Below are 15,983 nucleotides of genomic sequence, written 5' to 3'. Positions count from 1 at the left end.
AGAACATGATGAAACATCTTTTGTTGACAGCCTTACTGTCTGGTATGTCTGGAGTGTCTTTGTGGGCACAATCCATCAATATGCCAATCATCCAGACCAAGTATACGGCAGACCCTGCACCGTATGTTCATGGTGATACCGTTTATCTATACACCACCCACGATGAAGATTATTCAGAGGGATTTATGATGAAAGACTGGTTGCTCTATACCTCTACAGATATGGTTAATTGGCAAGATCATGGTGTTGTAGCATCGTTGAAAGATTTTCCTTGGTATAAGGGGGACAATGGTGCATGGGCCGAATGTGTGGTAGAACGCAATGGCAAATGGTATATGTACTGTCCCATTCATGGACATGGTATCGGTGTACTTGTGTCCGATTCACCCTATGGACCATTTAAAGATCCATTGGGTCATCCTCTGGTTTGGCGTCAGGAACATTGGTACGACATTGATCCGTCGGTTTATATCGACGATGACGGACAGGCTTATATGTATTGGGGCAATCCCTATACCTATTGTGTGAAACTCAAAGAGGACATGATTTCCATCGATGGTGATATTATGACTATGGATCGTATTGATGATTACCAAGAAGGACCGTGGTTTTGGGCAAGAAAGAATGATAAGGGAGAGAAATGGTATTATCTCGCTTTTGCATCTACCTGTTGCCCTGAAGGTATCGGCTATGCCATGAGTAAATCGCCTACTGGACCTTGGAAACATATGGGACATATTATGGATCATACTCCACGTACACGTGGCAATCATCCAGGTATTATCGACTATAAAGGCAAGTCGTATTGTTTTGGTCTGACGTATGACCTATTCCGCCTTGAGAGTTCTCGACATGCTGAGCGCCGTTCTGTATCGGCAGCCGAGATGACCTATAATGCCGACGGTACTATCAAGGAACTGCCTTATTTCCAAGATTGTAAGTTGGAACAGATAGGCACCTTTAATCCTTATTGTCGTGTTGAGGCTGAAACCATGGCGTGGGGCTATGGATTGAAAACTACACGTGAGAATCCTTCAGGACCATGGAATGAGACGCTTTTCGTTACCGATATCGATGATGGCGAGTATATCCTCGTGCGCGGTATTGATTTCGGCAAGAAGGGTGCCCTCAAGTTTCATGCTTCTTGCTCGTCGCAGTTGTATGGTGGCAGAATGGAAATTCGTCTCGATGCAGTAGATGGTTCATTGGCAGGAGCCATAGATATTCCCAATACCAAGTTTAAGTATCGGGAGTTTATCACTGATGTGACTCAGTGTAATGGTGTACGCGATGTCTATTTCGTATTTAAGAGCACATCCATTCAGAAGAAAAATCTCTTTAACTTTGACTGGTGGAAGTTCGATAAATAACAATTCATATCATTAAAACTAATTAACAACAATGAAACAGTATATTTTGGGCATGATGGCATTTTCGCTCATTGCCCTTTCAGCACAAGCAGAAGAAAAGCAGTTGACCAGTCCTGATGGACGTTTGGTTGTTACCGTATCCGATAAACAAGGCTGTCCCAGTTATCAAATTAACTATGATGGCAAGGTGTTTTTACAACCATCGGCACTTGGTCTCAATACCAATGTTGGTGATTATACTCATGGTCTGACTATGACTAATGCTTCTGATGTGACAACCATCAAGGAGAGTTATTCGCTGTCTCGCATCAAAAAAAGCAAAGTCGATGTTGATGCCCATCGCCAGGTTTTTACCTTCTCAAAAAACGAAAAGGCCGTATTTGATGTAGAGTTCCATGTGGGAAACAACGATGTAGCTTTTCGCTACTTGTTGCAAAGCCATGGCGACACTCGTTGCTGTGTGATTAAACAAGAAGCTACTTCGTTTGCTATGCCACAAGGAGCTACATCGTTTCTCTGTCCGCAGATGGCTCCAATGACAGGTTTTGCGCGTACTGCTCCCAGCTATGAAACCAACTATGATCTTGATGTTCCTGTAGGCACTCGACTGAGCAAAACGGGATATACCTTTCCTTGTCTGTTTCGCAATGGCAATGACGGATGGTTGCTTATCTCAGAGACTGGCACCGATGGCGACTATTGTGCTTGTCGCTTGATGGGGCATGACGATGGCTCCTATCAGATAGGATTTCCACAGGAGGGCGAGATGAACGGTCTCGGCTCTACCTTTGCTGGTATCACCTTGCCGGGCAAAACACCTTGGCGCACCATCACTTTGGGTAGCACACTGGCTCCCATTGTCGAGACAACTATCCCCTTCGATGTTGTTGAAGAGAAATATCCCGCATCAAAAACCTATGAAGGCAGCAAGGGATCATGGTCATGGATTATCCGTATGGACAATTCTTGCAACTACGATGAGCAGAAAGAATATATCGATTTCTCTGCTGCTATGGGATGGCAGACGGTATTGGTAGATGCCCATTGGGACAGCCAGATCGGTTATGAGAAGATTGAAGATCTGGCGCGCTACGGCAAAACAAAGGGTGTTGACCTCTTCTTGTGGTACAACTCTAATGGTTATTGGAACGATGCACCACAAGGGCCTCATGGAAAAATGGCTAAATCAGGCATTCGTCGCAAGGAGATGGCATGGATGCAGAAGATTGGCATTCGTGGAATCAAAGTCGATTTCTTCGGTGGCGATAAGCAGGAGATGATGCAACTCTATGAAGATATCTTGACCGATGCCAACGATTTCGGCATTGAGTGTATCTTCCACGGCTGCACCTTGCCCCGTGGTTGGGAACGCATGTATCCTAACTTTGTGGCTGCTGAAGCGGTGTTGGCAAGTGAGAATCTCCACTTCTCGCAGTATATGTGTGACAATGAGGCTCGCAATGCGACCCTCCATCCCTTCCTCCGCAACGCGGTAGGTTCTATGGATTTTGGTGGCAGCGCCCTCAATAAGTTCTATGGCGCCGACAACAAACATGGTACGAAACGCCGTACATCTGATGTGTTTGCCCTTGCTACAGCGGTGCTCTTTCAGAGTGCGGTGCAACATTTTGCCCTTGCTCCCAACAATATGACCGATGCTCCAGCATGGGCGGTGGAGTTTATGAAGAATGTGCCTACCACATGGGACGATGTGAAATTCATAGCGGGCTACCCTGGAAAATATATCGTCGTGGCTCGGCGCTGTGGAGACAGATGGATGGTGGCTGGCATCAATGCGCAACGTGAACCGCTGAAACTCAAACTTGCCGTGCCGATGTTTGCCGCAGGATCAGCGCTTAAGGTCTATGCCGACAATGCAGCTCTTGAAGGCGCGGTGAAGACGGTGAAGCTGTCGAAGAAGCAACTGCTTGATGTTACCATTCCGTGTAATGGTGGACTGGTGGTGTGCGAATAATCATTCTACTGTAGCAAATATCCCCAACGGGATGGGCGATGACACGATGTAAGTCGCCTTTTCCCTTTGGGGATATTTTGTTGTATAAGTATTGAACTGTGTGGCAAAGCGAGTGCTCTGACACCGATTTTATACTGTGCAGATATACGCCAGACTGATGAGGCTGATACTCACCCATAGCAGTACACCCTGCAGAAGTGGACGCAGGCCGACAGCACGGAGTGTGTCCCTGGTGAGCGAGGCACCGATGAAGAAGAGCGACAGCGTAATCGCATGTTTGGCAAGCAGGTTGATGGTGGTGCCTATACGACTGCCGACGGTCGAGGCAGCATCGCCCAGGAGCGACGGGTTGGCGAGCACGTAGGTATTGAGCACAATGGCTACGATGAACCAGATGATGAAGGTGGGAATGTTGCGATACCAGGGTTTGCTGGCGGTTACCGACGCCATGGTGGAGCGGAAGAAGAAGGGGGTGACCAGCGTCAGTATGACGATCCACAGGGCGCGGGTCAGCTTTACGGTAGTTGCCACTTCGAGGGCGCTGACGCCCTGTGATGCCAGCCAGTCGGGGTGCATCTGGTCGTAGGCAGCACCTGCACCTACCACAGACGATGTGTCGTGGATGGCAATAGCTGCCCACATGCCAAACTGCTTCATCGTCATGCCCAAGGCATCGCCGAAGTAGGGGAAGATGAAGAGGGCTATGCCGTTGAGTACGAATACTACGCCGAGCGCCACCGACATGCTCTCGGCTTTGGCTTTCAGCACTGATCCTACTGCTGCGATGGCTGAACCGCCACAAATGGCTGTGCCCGAACTGATCAGATAACTTGTCTGTGCATCCACTTTCAGCAGGTGTCTGCCAAAGAGCCAACCCAATGCCAGGGTGCCGAAGACGCTGACGATGGTGAATGCCATGCCTTCTGCTCCTGAGGCTAAGGCTTGGTTGACGTTCATGCCGAAACCTAATCCTATGACGGAATACTGCAGAAGCTTCTTCGACATGGTTTTGTTGAATTCGGGGAATGCCTTGCCGAACAGCAGGGCAAAGGCGATGCCGAGTGCCAAGGCTACTGGTGACGATACCCATCGGGTGATCCATTGCATCGATGCCAACGACCATCCTGTTGCTTCGCAGATGAAGCCTATCAGCAGTGATGCGGCTATGATGCCTACTATTAGGATGTAGCAGATCTCGCTGCTATTCCATTGTGGTGTGTTATGTTTCATAATCGTGATATGTGTGTGGTATATTGATTGGGTTATCCTATTACGGGGCTATTTCTTGAGGGTGGTGTCGAAAAATGTCAAGGTGCGCTCTTGCACCGGTATGCCGCAGGAGTGGGGTATGTCCCATAGCTCGGTGACGAGATTGCTGTCAGCATGTTGGCTTTTCCAAACGCGGTGCATCTCGTCGAATGCCTGCTCTACACCCGGTAGGGGAAAGAGATGATCCTTTCTGCCGTTGATGAACAGCATGGCTTTGGGACATGCCAACGATGCGATATGCGGATAGTCGAGATATTGGCGCAGGGCGGGGATGCAGTTGGCAAAGCCACCATATTCGCGGCGGCCGTAGCGCTTGGTGAGTTGGGCATCGGTATTGATCATCCAACAGATGGAGGCGCCCGCTTTGATATGGTCGCTCAGGGCAGAGAGCATCCAGGCACGGTAGCCACCCATGGAGCATCCGACACAGCCTATGCGCTCGGCATCGACACAGGGCAGTTGCGCCAGGAAGTCTGTGGCTGCCAAATCGTCGTAGGTCATAAAGGCTGACAGGTCGCGTCCGAGCATCATCATATTGCCGGCAATGATGTCGTAGCGGTTGCGATCCACACCTTCTCGTCTGCCGCGCTCGCCCCACATCGGTGCATCCATGGAGAATACCACATAGCCGTGGCGAGCGAGATAGTCGCCCATGTATTGACCATCGTAGAGCTGTTTTGCCCAGGTATCGGCATCGTCGGTAACCTCTCGTGTGACCATGAAGGGACGTATCATCTTCTCCTTGCCGATAAAGAGGTGGCCGCCATGGTCGTGGAGTGCATTGATGGCAGGAAACGGGCCTTTGCCATTTGGGATAAGCAGATAGGCGGTGATGCGTGAATAGGCGTTGATATTGAAAGCAATCTTCTGTGCACGATAGCCATCGCGCTGCTCTTCACCCAATACCTCCATGTTCCATGCCGTTGCCCTGCGCGGTGGAGTCATCATGCACTGGAAAACAGTTTGTCGGGCTGCCTTCTTCCACTTTTTGAAATTGCGTATGGGACTGTTGCCCCATGCCATGGGGTAGGTAAGTTCTTGTTTCAGTTGTTCTACATAGCGTGGTATGTCGTTATCGAACTCATAGTTTTCGCGCTGTTGGATGTGGGCTTGCTGTTTTGACTGCTGAGCTGCGGCAGTCTGCCACATGGTGTTGAGTGCAGGAAACATCAGCGTGATAATGCATCCGATGATTTGTTTTGTCTTGTATGTCATAGTAGTGAAGTGTGGGGCAAAGGTACTTTATTTCTGCCACACTACCAAACATTTTCTGCCAAAACCGTTGGTCGAAGCTATTTCACCACCTTGATAGCATACGCTGTGCGAAGGATATGGCCTGTTGGGTCTTTCCCCTGAACGGTCATCTGGTATAGACCTTCTGCAGATGGCATGGTAATTGTCAGGGTTTTCGCTTTGACCATAGGATACCACGTCGTCGTATGGTATTTTGATGCTAATCCGTTCGCAGGGTTTGGATGGTCTTGAGGGAAGGCGTAAGACATGAGTTGTTCGCCATCTTTCAACTTATAATTAGCCAATCGCCCTTTGCGGGTGATAAACGAGATGACACCGCAACAGCTGCTGCTGCCGAAATGGAATGTTCCGGAGTAAATCTGAACATACTTGATGAGGTGTGCGTCGTAGTTTAACAGGTCGTCTGCATCGTAGATAGGCATTCCGTCGAGTAAGATCAATGCCGGCATCTTGGCATAGCTTCTCGTTTCTGGATTGTACGTATATAGGAGACTGACACCATGCTGTTTCTCCTTTCTTATTCCTTTTATAAATTCAAGGAGCATTTCTCGCACATCTTTCATCTGGGTGTATTCGTCCAGATCATAGAAATAGTCGGGTGTGGCAGACATCAACTTGATGGAGTGAACCAACGAGGCGTCAGGGGCGTTCGCATCGCTTGATGCTTGTTGACGGGCGATAGCGGCACGCTCTCGCAATGCTTTCTCCTGACAATAGACCATGAGTTTCGGCAGGTGCTTGGGCAGCACTGATTGATAGGGAGATGCCAATTCCATCGGGATGGATCGGCCTAAGCTGTCGTAGGCAGTGACCAATACGGGTTGGTTGCCACTGATGCCCGATGTGAAGTAGAGGTAAGAACCGTCTGGCTGACGCTTGCCGTCATATAGCAGGGCGGTCTTGCCTATCAGCGACAGACGGGTTGTCATGACCTTGGCAGAAGTGCCCGATGCCACTCTGGCTCTGACAATATGTCCCTCTACTTCGGGGCAATACGCTGTCATGCCTCCTTCGGTCGTAGGTTGGACCGATGGCTTGCAGACAGAGAGGTTGGCAGATATTCCTCCTTTCGTGATAGAGACGCAGCAGCCCGATGCATCGGTTTCCGGCAAGGGGATACATACCGTATCGCCTGCTTTGTATCGGAACAGAGCATGGGAAGTCTGACAACTGTCTGACGGGATGATGGTGATGTCGTCCAGCCGTGAGAGTCTATCTGCATTGATTACACCGATGATGGAACGGCAGATGGCATCTGAGCCGAGTCGTTGCGAGACGCGTGTGTAAGCTGACAGTTGGTAGCAACCGCTGTGCATCGTGGTAGGCAGTGGAATCTCTGCCCAACCATGTCCATCTCTTAAGGCAACCATACATTGAGCATACATGCTGAGTGTATCGGAAATCTCTACGTAAGCCACACGACTGGCAGAGGGTTTGCCGTCAATGCTGGCATCAACACGCACGCAAAGCCGTTCTCCGACCAGATAACAGTCTTTGTCGGTATAGGCAGATACTACTTCCACCTTTGACTGAGCGAAAGCAGAACATCCTATCAGTAAGGATAGTATAAGAGCTAAATGTCTAATCATAAACTATTGTTTGTTTTGCCAGAAATCGGGGCGGTCTATGGCGTCTCCACCCCAATACTTATCACGATAATCTACACACCAGGTAAAGGTCCACATGGTGTCGCCGGTGTTGGGAGTGTGGGTATAGACACTATACCCCCTGTTCACCAATGCAGAGGGCGATAGCCCATCCTGTGGAAATGTCTGAGGATTGACTTGGCTCTTATAGCCGACATCCGAACCGTTGATATACATCTCCTTCATACTCGTGCGGCCTCTTACTCCGATATATCCGATGGCTTTCCGCTCACCGACAGACTTGATGTTGGTGGGGAGTTCGGAGGGCATGGGAGTGAACAAACCTCCCATATTGTATGTTTGATTGAGCATCAACCGGCGGTATTCATATTCCTGACGGGTGATAGCCATCTGTTTGATGCGTGTGCAACAGCGTGTTTGCAACCGATGGTCACTAATAGTGCGTGTGTAGATACTGCGCTTGGTGATGGCTCCACAGCCATAATCCTCATTGGTGGCGAAATTGGCAAGTGCTATGGCGTGACGCCAACCGTGGTTGGTATATGCTTCGGGAGAAATCTTCTCAAATGTGCCGTTTTGACCATCCGAGTCGCCTTCGTTCTGTCCCATACAATATTTCCATTGTGTGGTAAGCGGTGTGTAAATCTCATAATAGTCATCTACCTGCCATAAGAGATATACCAGTGCATGGGGATCTTCGGTTGTGACCATTACATTGATCGACTTATTGACCTCTGACTGTTCGTAACAGATATCGGTGAGCTCAGGAGCGTCAAGCGGTTGCATGGGTTCGCTGGCGAAATTTCCGTATGGGGTTGATACCTCAACGTAATACTTCTGGTCTGACGACAGCTTACCGACATTTACGATGAAGCGTCCAGTGAAATTGCCGACTCCGTGTCCTTCAAAGACCTGTCCGTCTGTACCTTTTACAACAACTGTTGCATTGTCTATATTGGAATAAATCTCCTCCAGTTCGCCAGTAGGTCTTGCTGTGCTATGCAGTGAGAACACACACTCGCTCTCGCTCACAATCTGCCCAAAGATGACGACCATGGGTTCTGTCTCGGAGTCGGGTATCTCGTAGTCGTAGGTGCATGCCACGGTTGTCAGCAGTGTCATGCAAAAGATGAAGGCGCGTTTTATGTGATGGATATCATGTAGCATGGTTAGAACTTGATGTTGTAGTTAATATATGGAATAGGTGCACCGAATACGGACAACTTGTAACCTCGAACATTATTCCCGTCACCCTCAAAGTAGATGGAGTAGGCATTACGACGTCCAAGCAGGTTGTAAACACCAATGGTAAACCAACTGTGTGTGGATGCGGTCAGGTGATGGCTTGGCTCGATATTGAAAGACCAGTCAAGTCGGAAATAGTCTGGCATGCGCAGTTTGTTACGGTCGGAATAGACAGGCACCGAGTAATCGCCCGTTGTCTCCGAGGGCATGATGCCGATGGGAGCTGTATAGGGTCTGCCGGTGCTGTATTCTGCATTGAGCGATGTGCTATATCTGCGTGTGAATTTATAGTTGCAGACCAACTTCAGATTATGGGGACTGTCATAGTCTGCCGCAAACCATCGGCCTTGGTTGATCGGCGTTTGCCCCATAGCGTTCTTTTGCTTCAGTTCAGTGCGTGAATAGGTATAGTTCAACCATCCGTTCAGCTTGCCATAGAACTTGCGAATCTGTAGTTCGATGCCGTAGGCACGTCCGCTTGTTCCCACCACATCTTCGTATAGATGATCATTCATGACGAGGATGGCAGCATTGCGGTAGGTCAGATAGTCTTTCATCCCTTTGTAGTAGGCTTCAGCCGAAAATTCATAGCAGCCTTTGCCAAACTGCAGGTAGTAGCCGGTTGTTGCTTGCCAGCCCGACTGTGGCTTTACCTTAGCGTTGCTGAGCATCCAGATGTCTGTTGGCGACATGATGACGGTATTGGAAACCTTATGGATAAACTGGTGCAGGGTGTTGAATCCTGCTTTGACAGATGCGTTGTCGTTGAGTTTATAGTTGGCAGAAAGGCGGATGTCGGGACGCAGATAGAAGGTCTCTAATCCTTCTTTGAAAGATTTGAACAGGTTCAGCCGGACGCCTCCAACGATATTCAGCGCTGGCGACAAAGTCCAGGTGTCTTCCATCCACAAGGCGCTCTCTACGGCATGGTCGGTATTGAGTTTCCGTCCCACAATGTACGAGTTCTCTCCCCAAGGCTGATAACTGCCGGGCATAATCCGATAGTACTGTCCCTGTATGCCCATATTCAACTGGTGGTCTTTATGGAGTGCATAGTTGGCGTTGCCCTTTACAAAATAGTTGTTCAGGTTGAACGAGAGCGTTGCGGCAGATGTGGGATATTCGGAGTCTCTGTTGGCATAGTCATAATGGTCATAACCTGCGATGAGCGTCGTAGAGAGTCGGTCGCCATAGCGACTGCGCAGCTCTGCCGATAGGTTCGTGTTGCTATAGTTATATTTCTTCTCTTTGGTGAGCGAGAAGCGATCGCGGCTGTAATAACCATTGATGAGTAGTGTATGGTTGCTCGACAAGAGGGTGTTCAGTGTGCCACCCACATCCCAATAGCCGGCTTTGCCATCGCGGTATCCGTAGGTGTTGCCTCCTTCGTTCCACGAATCTGAATCGTGGTTCTTCTTGTTGATTAGTTTGAGCATCCAGTCAGAATAGGTGGCACGACCGCCTAACAGTAGCGACATGCGGTCTTTCACGATAGGTATTTCAACTGCTGCTCTTGATGTCACAAGACCGATACTGGCTGATCCATGGAAGCTGTTGCGATCGGGAGTCTTCCCTTTTATATTCATGACCGACGACAGACGACCGCCATACTGACTGGGGATGCCTCCCTTGTACAGATCGGTCTCACCCACCAAATCGGGATCTATGACCGAGAAGAGTCCGAACATGTGCATCGGGTTGAATATGGTGTTGCCGTTGTAGAGTATCTGGGTGTGCTCCGTAGCACCGCCGCGCACATTGATTCCGCTGCCAGCCTCGCCTGTTGAGGCAACTCCCGGCAACTTCAATGCTAGTTTCAAGACGTCAGTTTCTCCCATGACTAATGGGACATTGCGAAGTAGCGAGGGGTGGAACGACTCTACACCGCTATACTGTTGCGACTGCTTCTTGCGCATGCCTAACACCTCTACCTCTTTGAGCATTTCGTATTCTCGCTGGGTATTAAGAGGTGTGATGCCTGCGGTTCCCGGCTTTATCTGTTTCTCATCGCTGTAATTCAAACGGTGGGTGCTGCCCGAAGCGTATGCCTGAAAGACTGGCACCGCTGCTGCATCAGCCATACTGATGGACATGCTGTCCCATGGCGCTGTAGGATTTACCGAGACGGTATAGGTCGTATCTTCGGGGTGCGCCTTGGGTTCACGGCTTGCCATCAGGCCATCCAAAAACTCCGTACAGCTCTTCAGACTTTCCAGTCTGACGCTCTGCCAGAATCCTATATTGTGTTTGCGCTTATACTGTCGCAACTCATTGCGGTATGCCGGTACTGCCCGGCGCAGCGATTTATACCCTTTTACCTCGTGTAAGGATCCGTCTGCCAATCGCAGGTAATATCTGTCAATGGTCTTTATCTGATGATAGGAACGCCGATCGATTTCTACATCACCATAGTTTTGCTTGGTTTTGTTGAGCAATAGCGAAGCATGACTGCCCTGATACACAACCTGCATGAACCATTCATGCTCTCTTTCAAAGTGGTTGCCATCAAGTTCAAACCATTTGATTTTGTCCTGATTAGGAACTATAGAGAGTTTGCTGTCTGGTGCAACAACAGCAAGTTGGTTGTCCATGATATTGTAGCGCATAGGTACAAAGGTATAGACATTACCATCATAGCAGATGTTTCCTAGTTGAAATGAGTCACTATTCCAGTAAGGATGGGTAGTCCAGGTCGCATGTGAAATCGAAGTTTCAACCTGCCCCTGATAGAGAGCCGCGCAATCGCCAGCGGCTCCCATATAGGCAGAAATGATAAAGGTTGCCTGTGTATCACAGACCATGGTGCTGTTCTTTTATGAGTGACTATTTGTTTCTTATCGATTCCGATGGTATCTTTTCGAGTATCTTTTGCAGCTGATAGCTGGTTGAAGATCCACCGTCATAGCCATCGTAGTTATGGTCAATCTTCTTGATTATTTGTAATTTAGTGTAATAACCTTCCTCAAACGAAAAACCTTTAATACGATCTTGAGGCCACTTGTTCCAATTCTTTTTGCCTTCCTCTCTTACCCACATGCCAGGTTCCTCTTTTGTAACGATGTCGTAAAAAATAACAGGTTCTGAGTCTATTTCTACTATCATATTAACGACCTCTATCTTGTCGTCATCACTACATGACGATATGGCAAAGGTAAAGAGGGCAAGTAGAATACTTGTGATAAAATAAAAATGAGTTCTTTTCATAATTGTAATGTGTTAGTGAGTGATATGTTTTTGGTTATTGTATTTAAGTTTATTTTGTGGCTACAAATTTAAGATAATTATTGATAGGTTTGTCAAATAGACTGGAAAACTTTTGTTTTTTTTTACACTATTTATACTAACACTGCGATATATGGCTTAATATTATACTATTTTAACGGTTTCTCGGGGTAAACTGTTAGAAAATGGTAATAAGTCTGTAATTTTGTCTTGGATAGACAGATGAATTATGATACACAATAGATGCTGACAGCGGCCAATGATGTTGCATGACTATTGTGATAACGTTGGCATAGAGAAGAATGGTGCAGTATGATGGTGATGCATGAGACAAAGCCACACGCTGCCAGCCACACCACAGCACAGCAACGTCATGGTCCGTCAAAGTCATAGATCTACGGAGATTATTAACCATTTCTTTGGCAGTTTCAATAAGTTTGCGTATTTTTGCAAGAATAACACAGATAACCTCATGACAGATATATGACCTTTAGCTTTTCGACTATGAAAAAGATGAAGATTGGATTGCTGCCACGGATATTGATAGCCATGGCACTGGGTATTGCTGGCGGTATGGTGTCGCCAGAAATGCCAGTACGCGTTTTTGTGACTTTCAATGGCTTGTTTAGCGAGTTTTTGGGATTCCTCATTCCCCTGATCATTGTGGGACTGGTGACACCTGCCATTGCCGATATCGGACGGGAGGCTGGTCGCTTGCTGGTGGTCACGGCATTGCTCGCCTATGGCGCAACGGTATGTTCCGGACTGTTATCGTATGGCGTTAGCGAGGCGGTATTCCCTTCGCTCATCTCCGATCAGATAGAATGGACATCGATCAACGAGGCGAAACAGCAGGAACCTTATTTCACCGTGAGCATCACACCGCCGATGGCTGTGATGACCTCATTGGTCATGGCGTTTACACTCGGCTTGGGCATAGCCTATCAGGGCACGGCAACGCTGAAGAATGTTTTCACCGAATTCAGACAGATTATCACCAAGACCATACAGGTGGTGGTATTGCCGCTGCTACCTATTTATATATTCGGCATATTCTTCAACATGACCCATTCGGGCGAAGTGTTCCGGGTGCTGTCAGTCTTTGTGAAGATTATCGGCGTGATATTCGTGATGCACGTCGTATTGCTGCTCTTGCAATATGCCGTAGCAGGACTGCTGACCCATAGGAATCCGTTGCGGCTGCTGATGCGCATGATGCCTGCCTATTTTACCGCACTCGGCACACAATCGTCGGCAGCAACCATTCCTGTGACACTCCGGCAGACCATAGCCAATGGGGTGGGTGAGGGTATTGCCGGCTTTGTGGTGCCCCTTTGTGCCACGATACATTTGTCGGGTAGCACATTGAAGATTGTGGCATGTGCCATGGCGCTGATGATGATGCAGCATATAGACTACGACATGCAAGGCATGATAGGATTCATACTGATGCTGGGCATTACGATGGTTGCCGCACCGGGTGTGCCGGGTGGAGCCATTATGGCAGCATTGGGAATCCTACAGTCTATGCTGGGATTCGACCAGCAGTCGTTGGCACTGATGATAGCCCTTTATATCGCTATGGATAGTTTCGGCACTGCCTGCAATGTGACGGGCGACGGTGCCTTGGCGCTGATTATCGACCGATGGTTTGGCAGAAAAGTCGCTGTGACGGGTTGATAGCAACCGCATGACTTTAATTTGGATAACAAATACACATGATACACTACCATTTCAAACGTGACGTCAACCACCTCGTGGGACCCATTCTGCTGGAAACCCTACTGACTTTTCTCTTGGGAGGCGTCGATACTTTCATGCTCAGCCAGTATAGCGATGCGGCTGTAGCAGCAGTAGGAGTAGATAACCAGATACTCTCGTTGGTGTTTCTGCTCTTCACTATTATCAATGCCGGCACTTCTGTGCTGTGTGCACAGTATCTCGGAGCAGGACGCGAAGAGAAGTTTATCAGAGTTGGCATAGTGGCTTTGGCACTCAATCTGGTGGTGGGAATAGCTGTCAGCCTGACGCTGTTTCTCGGTGCCGACTCGATATTGACACTTATGGGACTGCGTCCCGAACTGATGGTGTATGGTCGCCCGTATATGCAGATAGTGGGCGGAATGGCTTTCACACAGGCGATTTCCACCACGGTGAGCACCATTCTGCGATCTGCCAAGATGCCCGTTCCGCCAATGATGGTGGTGGGGGTGGTCAATGTGCTCAACATCATGGGCAACTATATATTGATATTCGGTAAGTTTGGCATGCCCGAAATGGGTGCCGAGGGTGCCGCCATCTCTACAAGCATATCGCGAGTAGTGGCTATGGTGTTGTTGGTGGTCATACTGCGTTGGCGCTTGTTTACCTATGTGCCTCAAAAACTCTTTGCTCATTTCCCCACACACGAGTTGCGCAATCTGCTGAAGATTGGCATGCCATCGGCTGGCGAAAACATATCCTACAACCTGCAGCAGCTCACCTTGCTGTATTTCATCAATATGCTGGGCAATGACGAACTGACTGCCCGCACCTATATTGTCAATGTGGTGATGTTTGTCTATATGTATGCCATCTGCATTGCCCAGGCAAGCAGCATCATAGTGGGACATCTGACAGGATTGGGAAAAACACAGGCGGCATACCAAGTGGGACGCTTCTCCTGGCGTAGGGGAGTACTCGTCACACTGTCGTTCTCGGTGCTCTGTGCGCTCTGCGGACCGTTTATTGCCGACTGTCTGACCGACAATCCCACTATCGCCAAACTGGTATGCACCTGCTTCTGGGTCGATGTGCTGCTCGAAGTGGGTAAGTGTGTCAACATCTGGGCGACCAATACGCTCAGGGCTACTGGCGACATCCTCTATCCCTTCTACCTCGGTCTTGTGGTGCAATGGGCTGTGGGGGTGCTGTTCGGATATCTGCTGGGCATCACGCTTGGCTTCGGACTGGTGGGCATGTGGTTTGCCTTTGTGCTCGACGAGAATATCCGCGGCATACTGTTTGTCAGACGATGGAATGCCTTTAAATGGGCAAACAAGTCGTTTGTGAATTGAAGAACTAAACGATAGAACTCTAAATCATAAAACTATGAACGAAGCATTTATCATCCGCATTTTGTTGGCAGCCCTGCTGGGTGGTGCCATCGGTATAGAACGTGAATACCGGGCAAAGGAAGCTGGATTCAGAACCCACTTCCTTGTAGGGCTTGGTGCTGCCATCTTCATGATACTGTCTAAATATGGTTACGAAGATGTGGTGGGCGGAGTGGTGCGCCTCGACCCTTCGCGCATTGCCTCACAGGTGGTCAGCGGTATCGGTTTTATAGGTGCAGGATGTATCATCTTCCAGCGCCATGTGGTGCGCGGACTGACTACAGCGGCTGGGCTGTGGGTGACCTCTGCCATCGGATTGGCTTGCGGATCGGGACTCTATCTGCTGGCAACGGTTTCTACGGTTCTCGTATTGTTGTGTTTGGAAGGTGTCAGCATCTTGCACAACCGATTCGGTGCGAAGCAAATTTCGCTGACCTTCTCTGCTCCTACACGTGAGGGAATACGCGGAGTGCTCGATTCTATCGGTCGCGAACACGCTGAGGTGTTGGCTTATGAAATGAAAACTCATCGCTCACAAGATGCTGAAACATATACCGCCACCGTTCGCTTGAAGGTGAAGCGCAACCATTATCAGTCGCGCATCATGTCGTTTATGACTGAGTTTGATGGAATCACCATCGACAATCTGGAATAGCATCATGGCCATAGGAGGTCGGCGGCCAGAGCGCATGGAAGTTTTTTTTCGCCTTTCCGAAACCGTGACACAACGACGAGGTTTGTTTGACGCTGTCGAAAAAACCTCGTTTCTCTTACGTACGCGCACGCGCGTCTTTCGCAAAAATCGACCACTCGACCACCATGTCTGTGTAAAACTATGTGGTACAACGGTTTAGCTGGTGGTCGAATATCGTTTCATAGGGTGTTTTCGACCACCATTCGAACATCTATCGACCACCGTCAAAATTTGTCGAATTTTTACATCTCA

At 48.8% G+C, this 15,983-nt stretch carries 12 protein-coding genes; 5 read left to right on the top strand and 7 right to left on the bottom strand.

The window, feature by feature from the left end:
- The first annotated feature begins 8 nt into the window (after positions 1-8).
- Together CIK88_RS11245 and CIK88_RS11240 are read left to right on the top strand one after the other, a co-directional pair.
- Complete coding sequence (locus tag CIK88_RS11245) at positions 9-1,370, top strand: glycoside hydrolase family 43 protein (RefSeq protein ID WP_094436574.1); 1,362 nt, start codon at positions 9-11, stop codon at positions 1,368-1,370.
- Positions 1,371-1,401: 31 nt separating this feature from the next.
- Entirely contained in the window at positions 1,402-3,345 is a 1,944-nt protein-coding gene (locus tag CIK88_RS11240; protein ID WP_094390152.1) for a glycoside hydrolase family 97 protein, read from the top strand.
- 129 nt (positions 3,346-3,474) lie between these two features.
- Here CIK88_RS11240 and CIK88_RS11235 read toward each other — a convergent pair whose 3' ends face one another.
- The 7 genes from CIK88_RS11235 to CIK88_RS12310 all read right to left on the bottom strand — a co-directional run bounded on the left by CIK88_RS11235 (position 3,475) and on the right by CIK88_RS12310 (position 12,333).
- Entirely contained in the window at positions 3,475-4,575 is a 1,101-nt protein-coding gene (locus CIK88_RS11235; RefSeq protein ID WP_094390151.1) for a YeiH family protein, read from the bottom strand.
- A 48-nt stretch (positions 4,576-4,623) separates the two neighbouring features.
- Complete coding sequence (locus CIK88_RS11230; RefSeq protein ID WP_094436572.1) at positions 4,624-5,763, bottom strand: S9 family peptidase; 1,140 nt, start codon at positions 5,761-5,763, stop codon at positions 4,624-4,626.
- A 143-nt stretch (positions 5,764-5,906) separates the two neighbouring features.
- A complete protein-coding gene (locus CIK88_RS11225; RefSeq protein ID WP_144269611.1) occupies positions 5,907-7,457 on the bottom strand; it encodes a hypothetical protein in 1,551 nt (516 codons plus the stop codon).
- A 3-nt stretch (positions 7,458-7,460) separates the two neighbouring features.
- A complete protein-coding gene (locus tag CIK88_RS11220) occupies positions 7,461-8,642 on the bottom strand; it encodes a DUF4249 family protein (protein ID WP_094436515.1) in 1,182 nt (393 codons plus the stop codon).
- 2 nt (positions 8,643-8,644) lie between these two features.
- Positions 8,645-11,521 carry a TonB-dependent siderophore receptor gene (locus tag CIK88_RS11215; RefSeq protein WP_094436513.1) on the bottom strand — a complete coding sequence of 959 codons (2,877 nt, stop codon included), beginning with the start codon at positions 11,519-11,521 and terminating at the stop codon, positions 8,645-8,647.
- 22 nt (positions 11,522-11,543) lie between these two features.
- The gene (locus tag CIK88_RS11210; RefSeq protein ID WP_094390147.1) at positions 11,544-11,924 is read right to left on the bottom strand and encodes a DUF4377 domain-containing protein; all 381 of its coding nucleotides are present in this window, start codon (positions 11,922-11,924) and stop codon (positions 11,544-11,546) included.
- Positions 11,925-12,120: 196 nt separating this feature from the next.
- Positions 12,121-12,333 carry a hypothetical protein gene (locus CIK88_RS12310; RefSeq protein WP_144269610.1) on the bottom strand — a complete coding sequence of 71 codons (213 nt, stop codon included), beginning with the start codon at positions 12,331-12,333 and terminating at the stop codon, positions 12,121-12,123.
- A 113-nt stretch (positions 12,334-12,446) separates the two neighbouring features.
- On the opposite strand from CIK88_RS12310, the gene CIK88_RS11205 reads away from it, so the two are divergent.
- Genes CIK88_RS11205 through CIK88_RS11195 form a run of 3 tightly spaced genes read left to right on the top strand, consistent with a single transcriptional unit; the run spans position 12,447 to position 15,692 of the window.
- Positions 12,447-13,622, top strand: coding sequence for a dicarboxylate/amino acid:cation symporter (locus CIK88_RS11205; protein WP_094390192.1), 1,176 nt, complete (start codon positions 12,447-12,449; stop codon positions 13,620-13,622).
- Positions 13,623-13,660: 38 nt separating this feature from the next.
- Positions 13,661-14,998: an MATE family efflux transporter gene (locus tag CIK88_RS11200; protein ID WP_094436511.1), complete on the top strand. Its 1,338-nt coding sequence runs from the start codon at positions 13,661-13,663 to the stop codon at positions 14,996-14,998.
- Between the two features lie 34 nt (positions 14,999-15,032).
- Positions 15,033-15,692 carry an MgtC/SapB family protein gene (locus CIK88_RS11195; protein ID WP_094436509.1) on the top strand — a complete coding sequence of 220 codons (660 nt, stop codon included), beginning with the start codon at positions 15,033-15,035 and terminating at the stop codon, positions 15,690-15,692.
- The last annotated feature ends 291 nt before the right edge of the window (positions 15,693-15,983 follow it).

It is taken from the genome of Prevotella sp. P5-50 (assembly GCF_002251295.1).
In the GTDB taxonomy this organism is placed as follows: Bacteria; Bacteroidota; Bacteroidia; order Bacteroidales; family Bacteroidaceae; genus Prevotella.
The sequence above is the reverse complement of the archived record's forward strand: the minus strand, read 5'-3'. Positions and strand labels throughout refer to the sequence as shown.

Excerpts from the sequence above, each read along its gene's own strand:
- CIK88_RS11245 (WP_094436574.1), top strand. The coding sequence starts at position 9 with ATGAAACATCTTTTGTTGACAGCCTTACTGTCTGGTATGTCTGGAGTG.
- CIK88_RS11225 (WP_144269611.1), bottom strand. The coding sequence starts at position 7,457 with ATGATTAGACATTTAGCTCTTATACTATCCTTACTGATAGGATGTTCT.
- CIK88_RS11200 (WP_094436511.1), top strand. The coding sequence starts at position 13,661 with ATGATACACTACCATTTCAAACGTGACGTCAACCACCTCGTGGGACCC.
- CIK88_RS12310 (WP_144269610.1), bottom strand. The coding sequence starts at position 12,333 with ATGACTTTGACGGACCATGACGTTGCTGTGCTGTGGTGTGGCTGGCAG.
- CIK88_RS11230 (WP_094436572.1), bottom strand. The coding sequence starts at position 5,763 with ATGTGGCAGACTGCCGCAGCTCAGCAGTCAAAACAGCAAGCCCACATC.
- CIK88_RS11215 (WP_094436513.1), bottom strand. The coding sequence starts at position 11,521 with ATGGTCTGTGATACACAGGCAACCTTTATCATTTCTGCCTATATGGGA.
- CIK88_RS11210 (WP_094390147.1), bottom strand. The coding sequence starts at position 11,924 with ATGAAAAGAACTCATTTTTATTTTATCACAAGTATTCTACTTGCCCTC.
- CIK88_RS11235 (WP_094390151.1), bottom strand. The coding sequence starts at position 4,575 with ATGAAACATAACACACCACAATGGAATAGCAGCGAGATCTGCTACATC.
- CIK88_RS11195 (WP_094436509.1), top strand. The coding sequence starts at position 15,033 with ATGAACGAAGCATTTATCATCCGCATTTTGTTGGCAGCCCTGCTGGGT.
- CIK88_RS11240 (WP_094390152.1), top strand. The coding sequence starts at position 1,402 with ATGAAACAGTATATTTTGGGCATGATGGCATTTTCGCTCATTGCCCTT.
- CIK88_RS11205 (WP_094390192.1), top strand. The coding sequence starts at position 12,447 with ATGAAAAAGATGAAGATTGGATTGCTGCCACGGATATTGATAGCCATG.
- CIK88_RS11220 (WP_094436515.1), bottom strand. The coding sequence starts at position 8,642 with ATGCTACATGATATCCATCACATAAAACGCGCCTTCATCTTTTGCATG.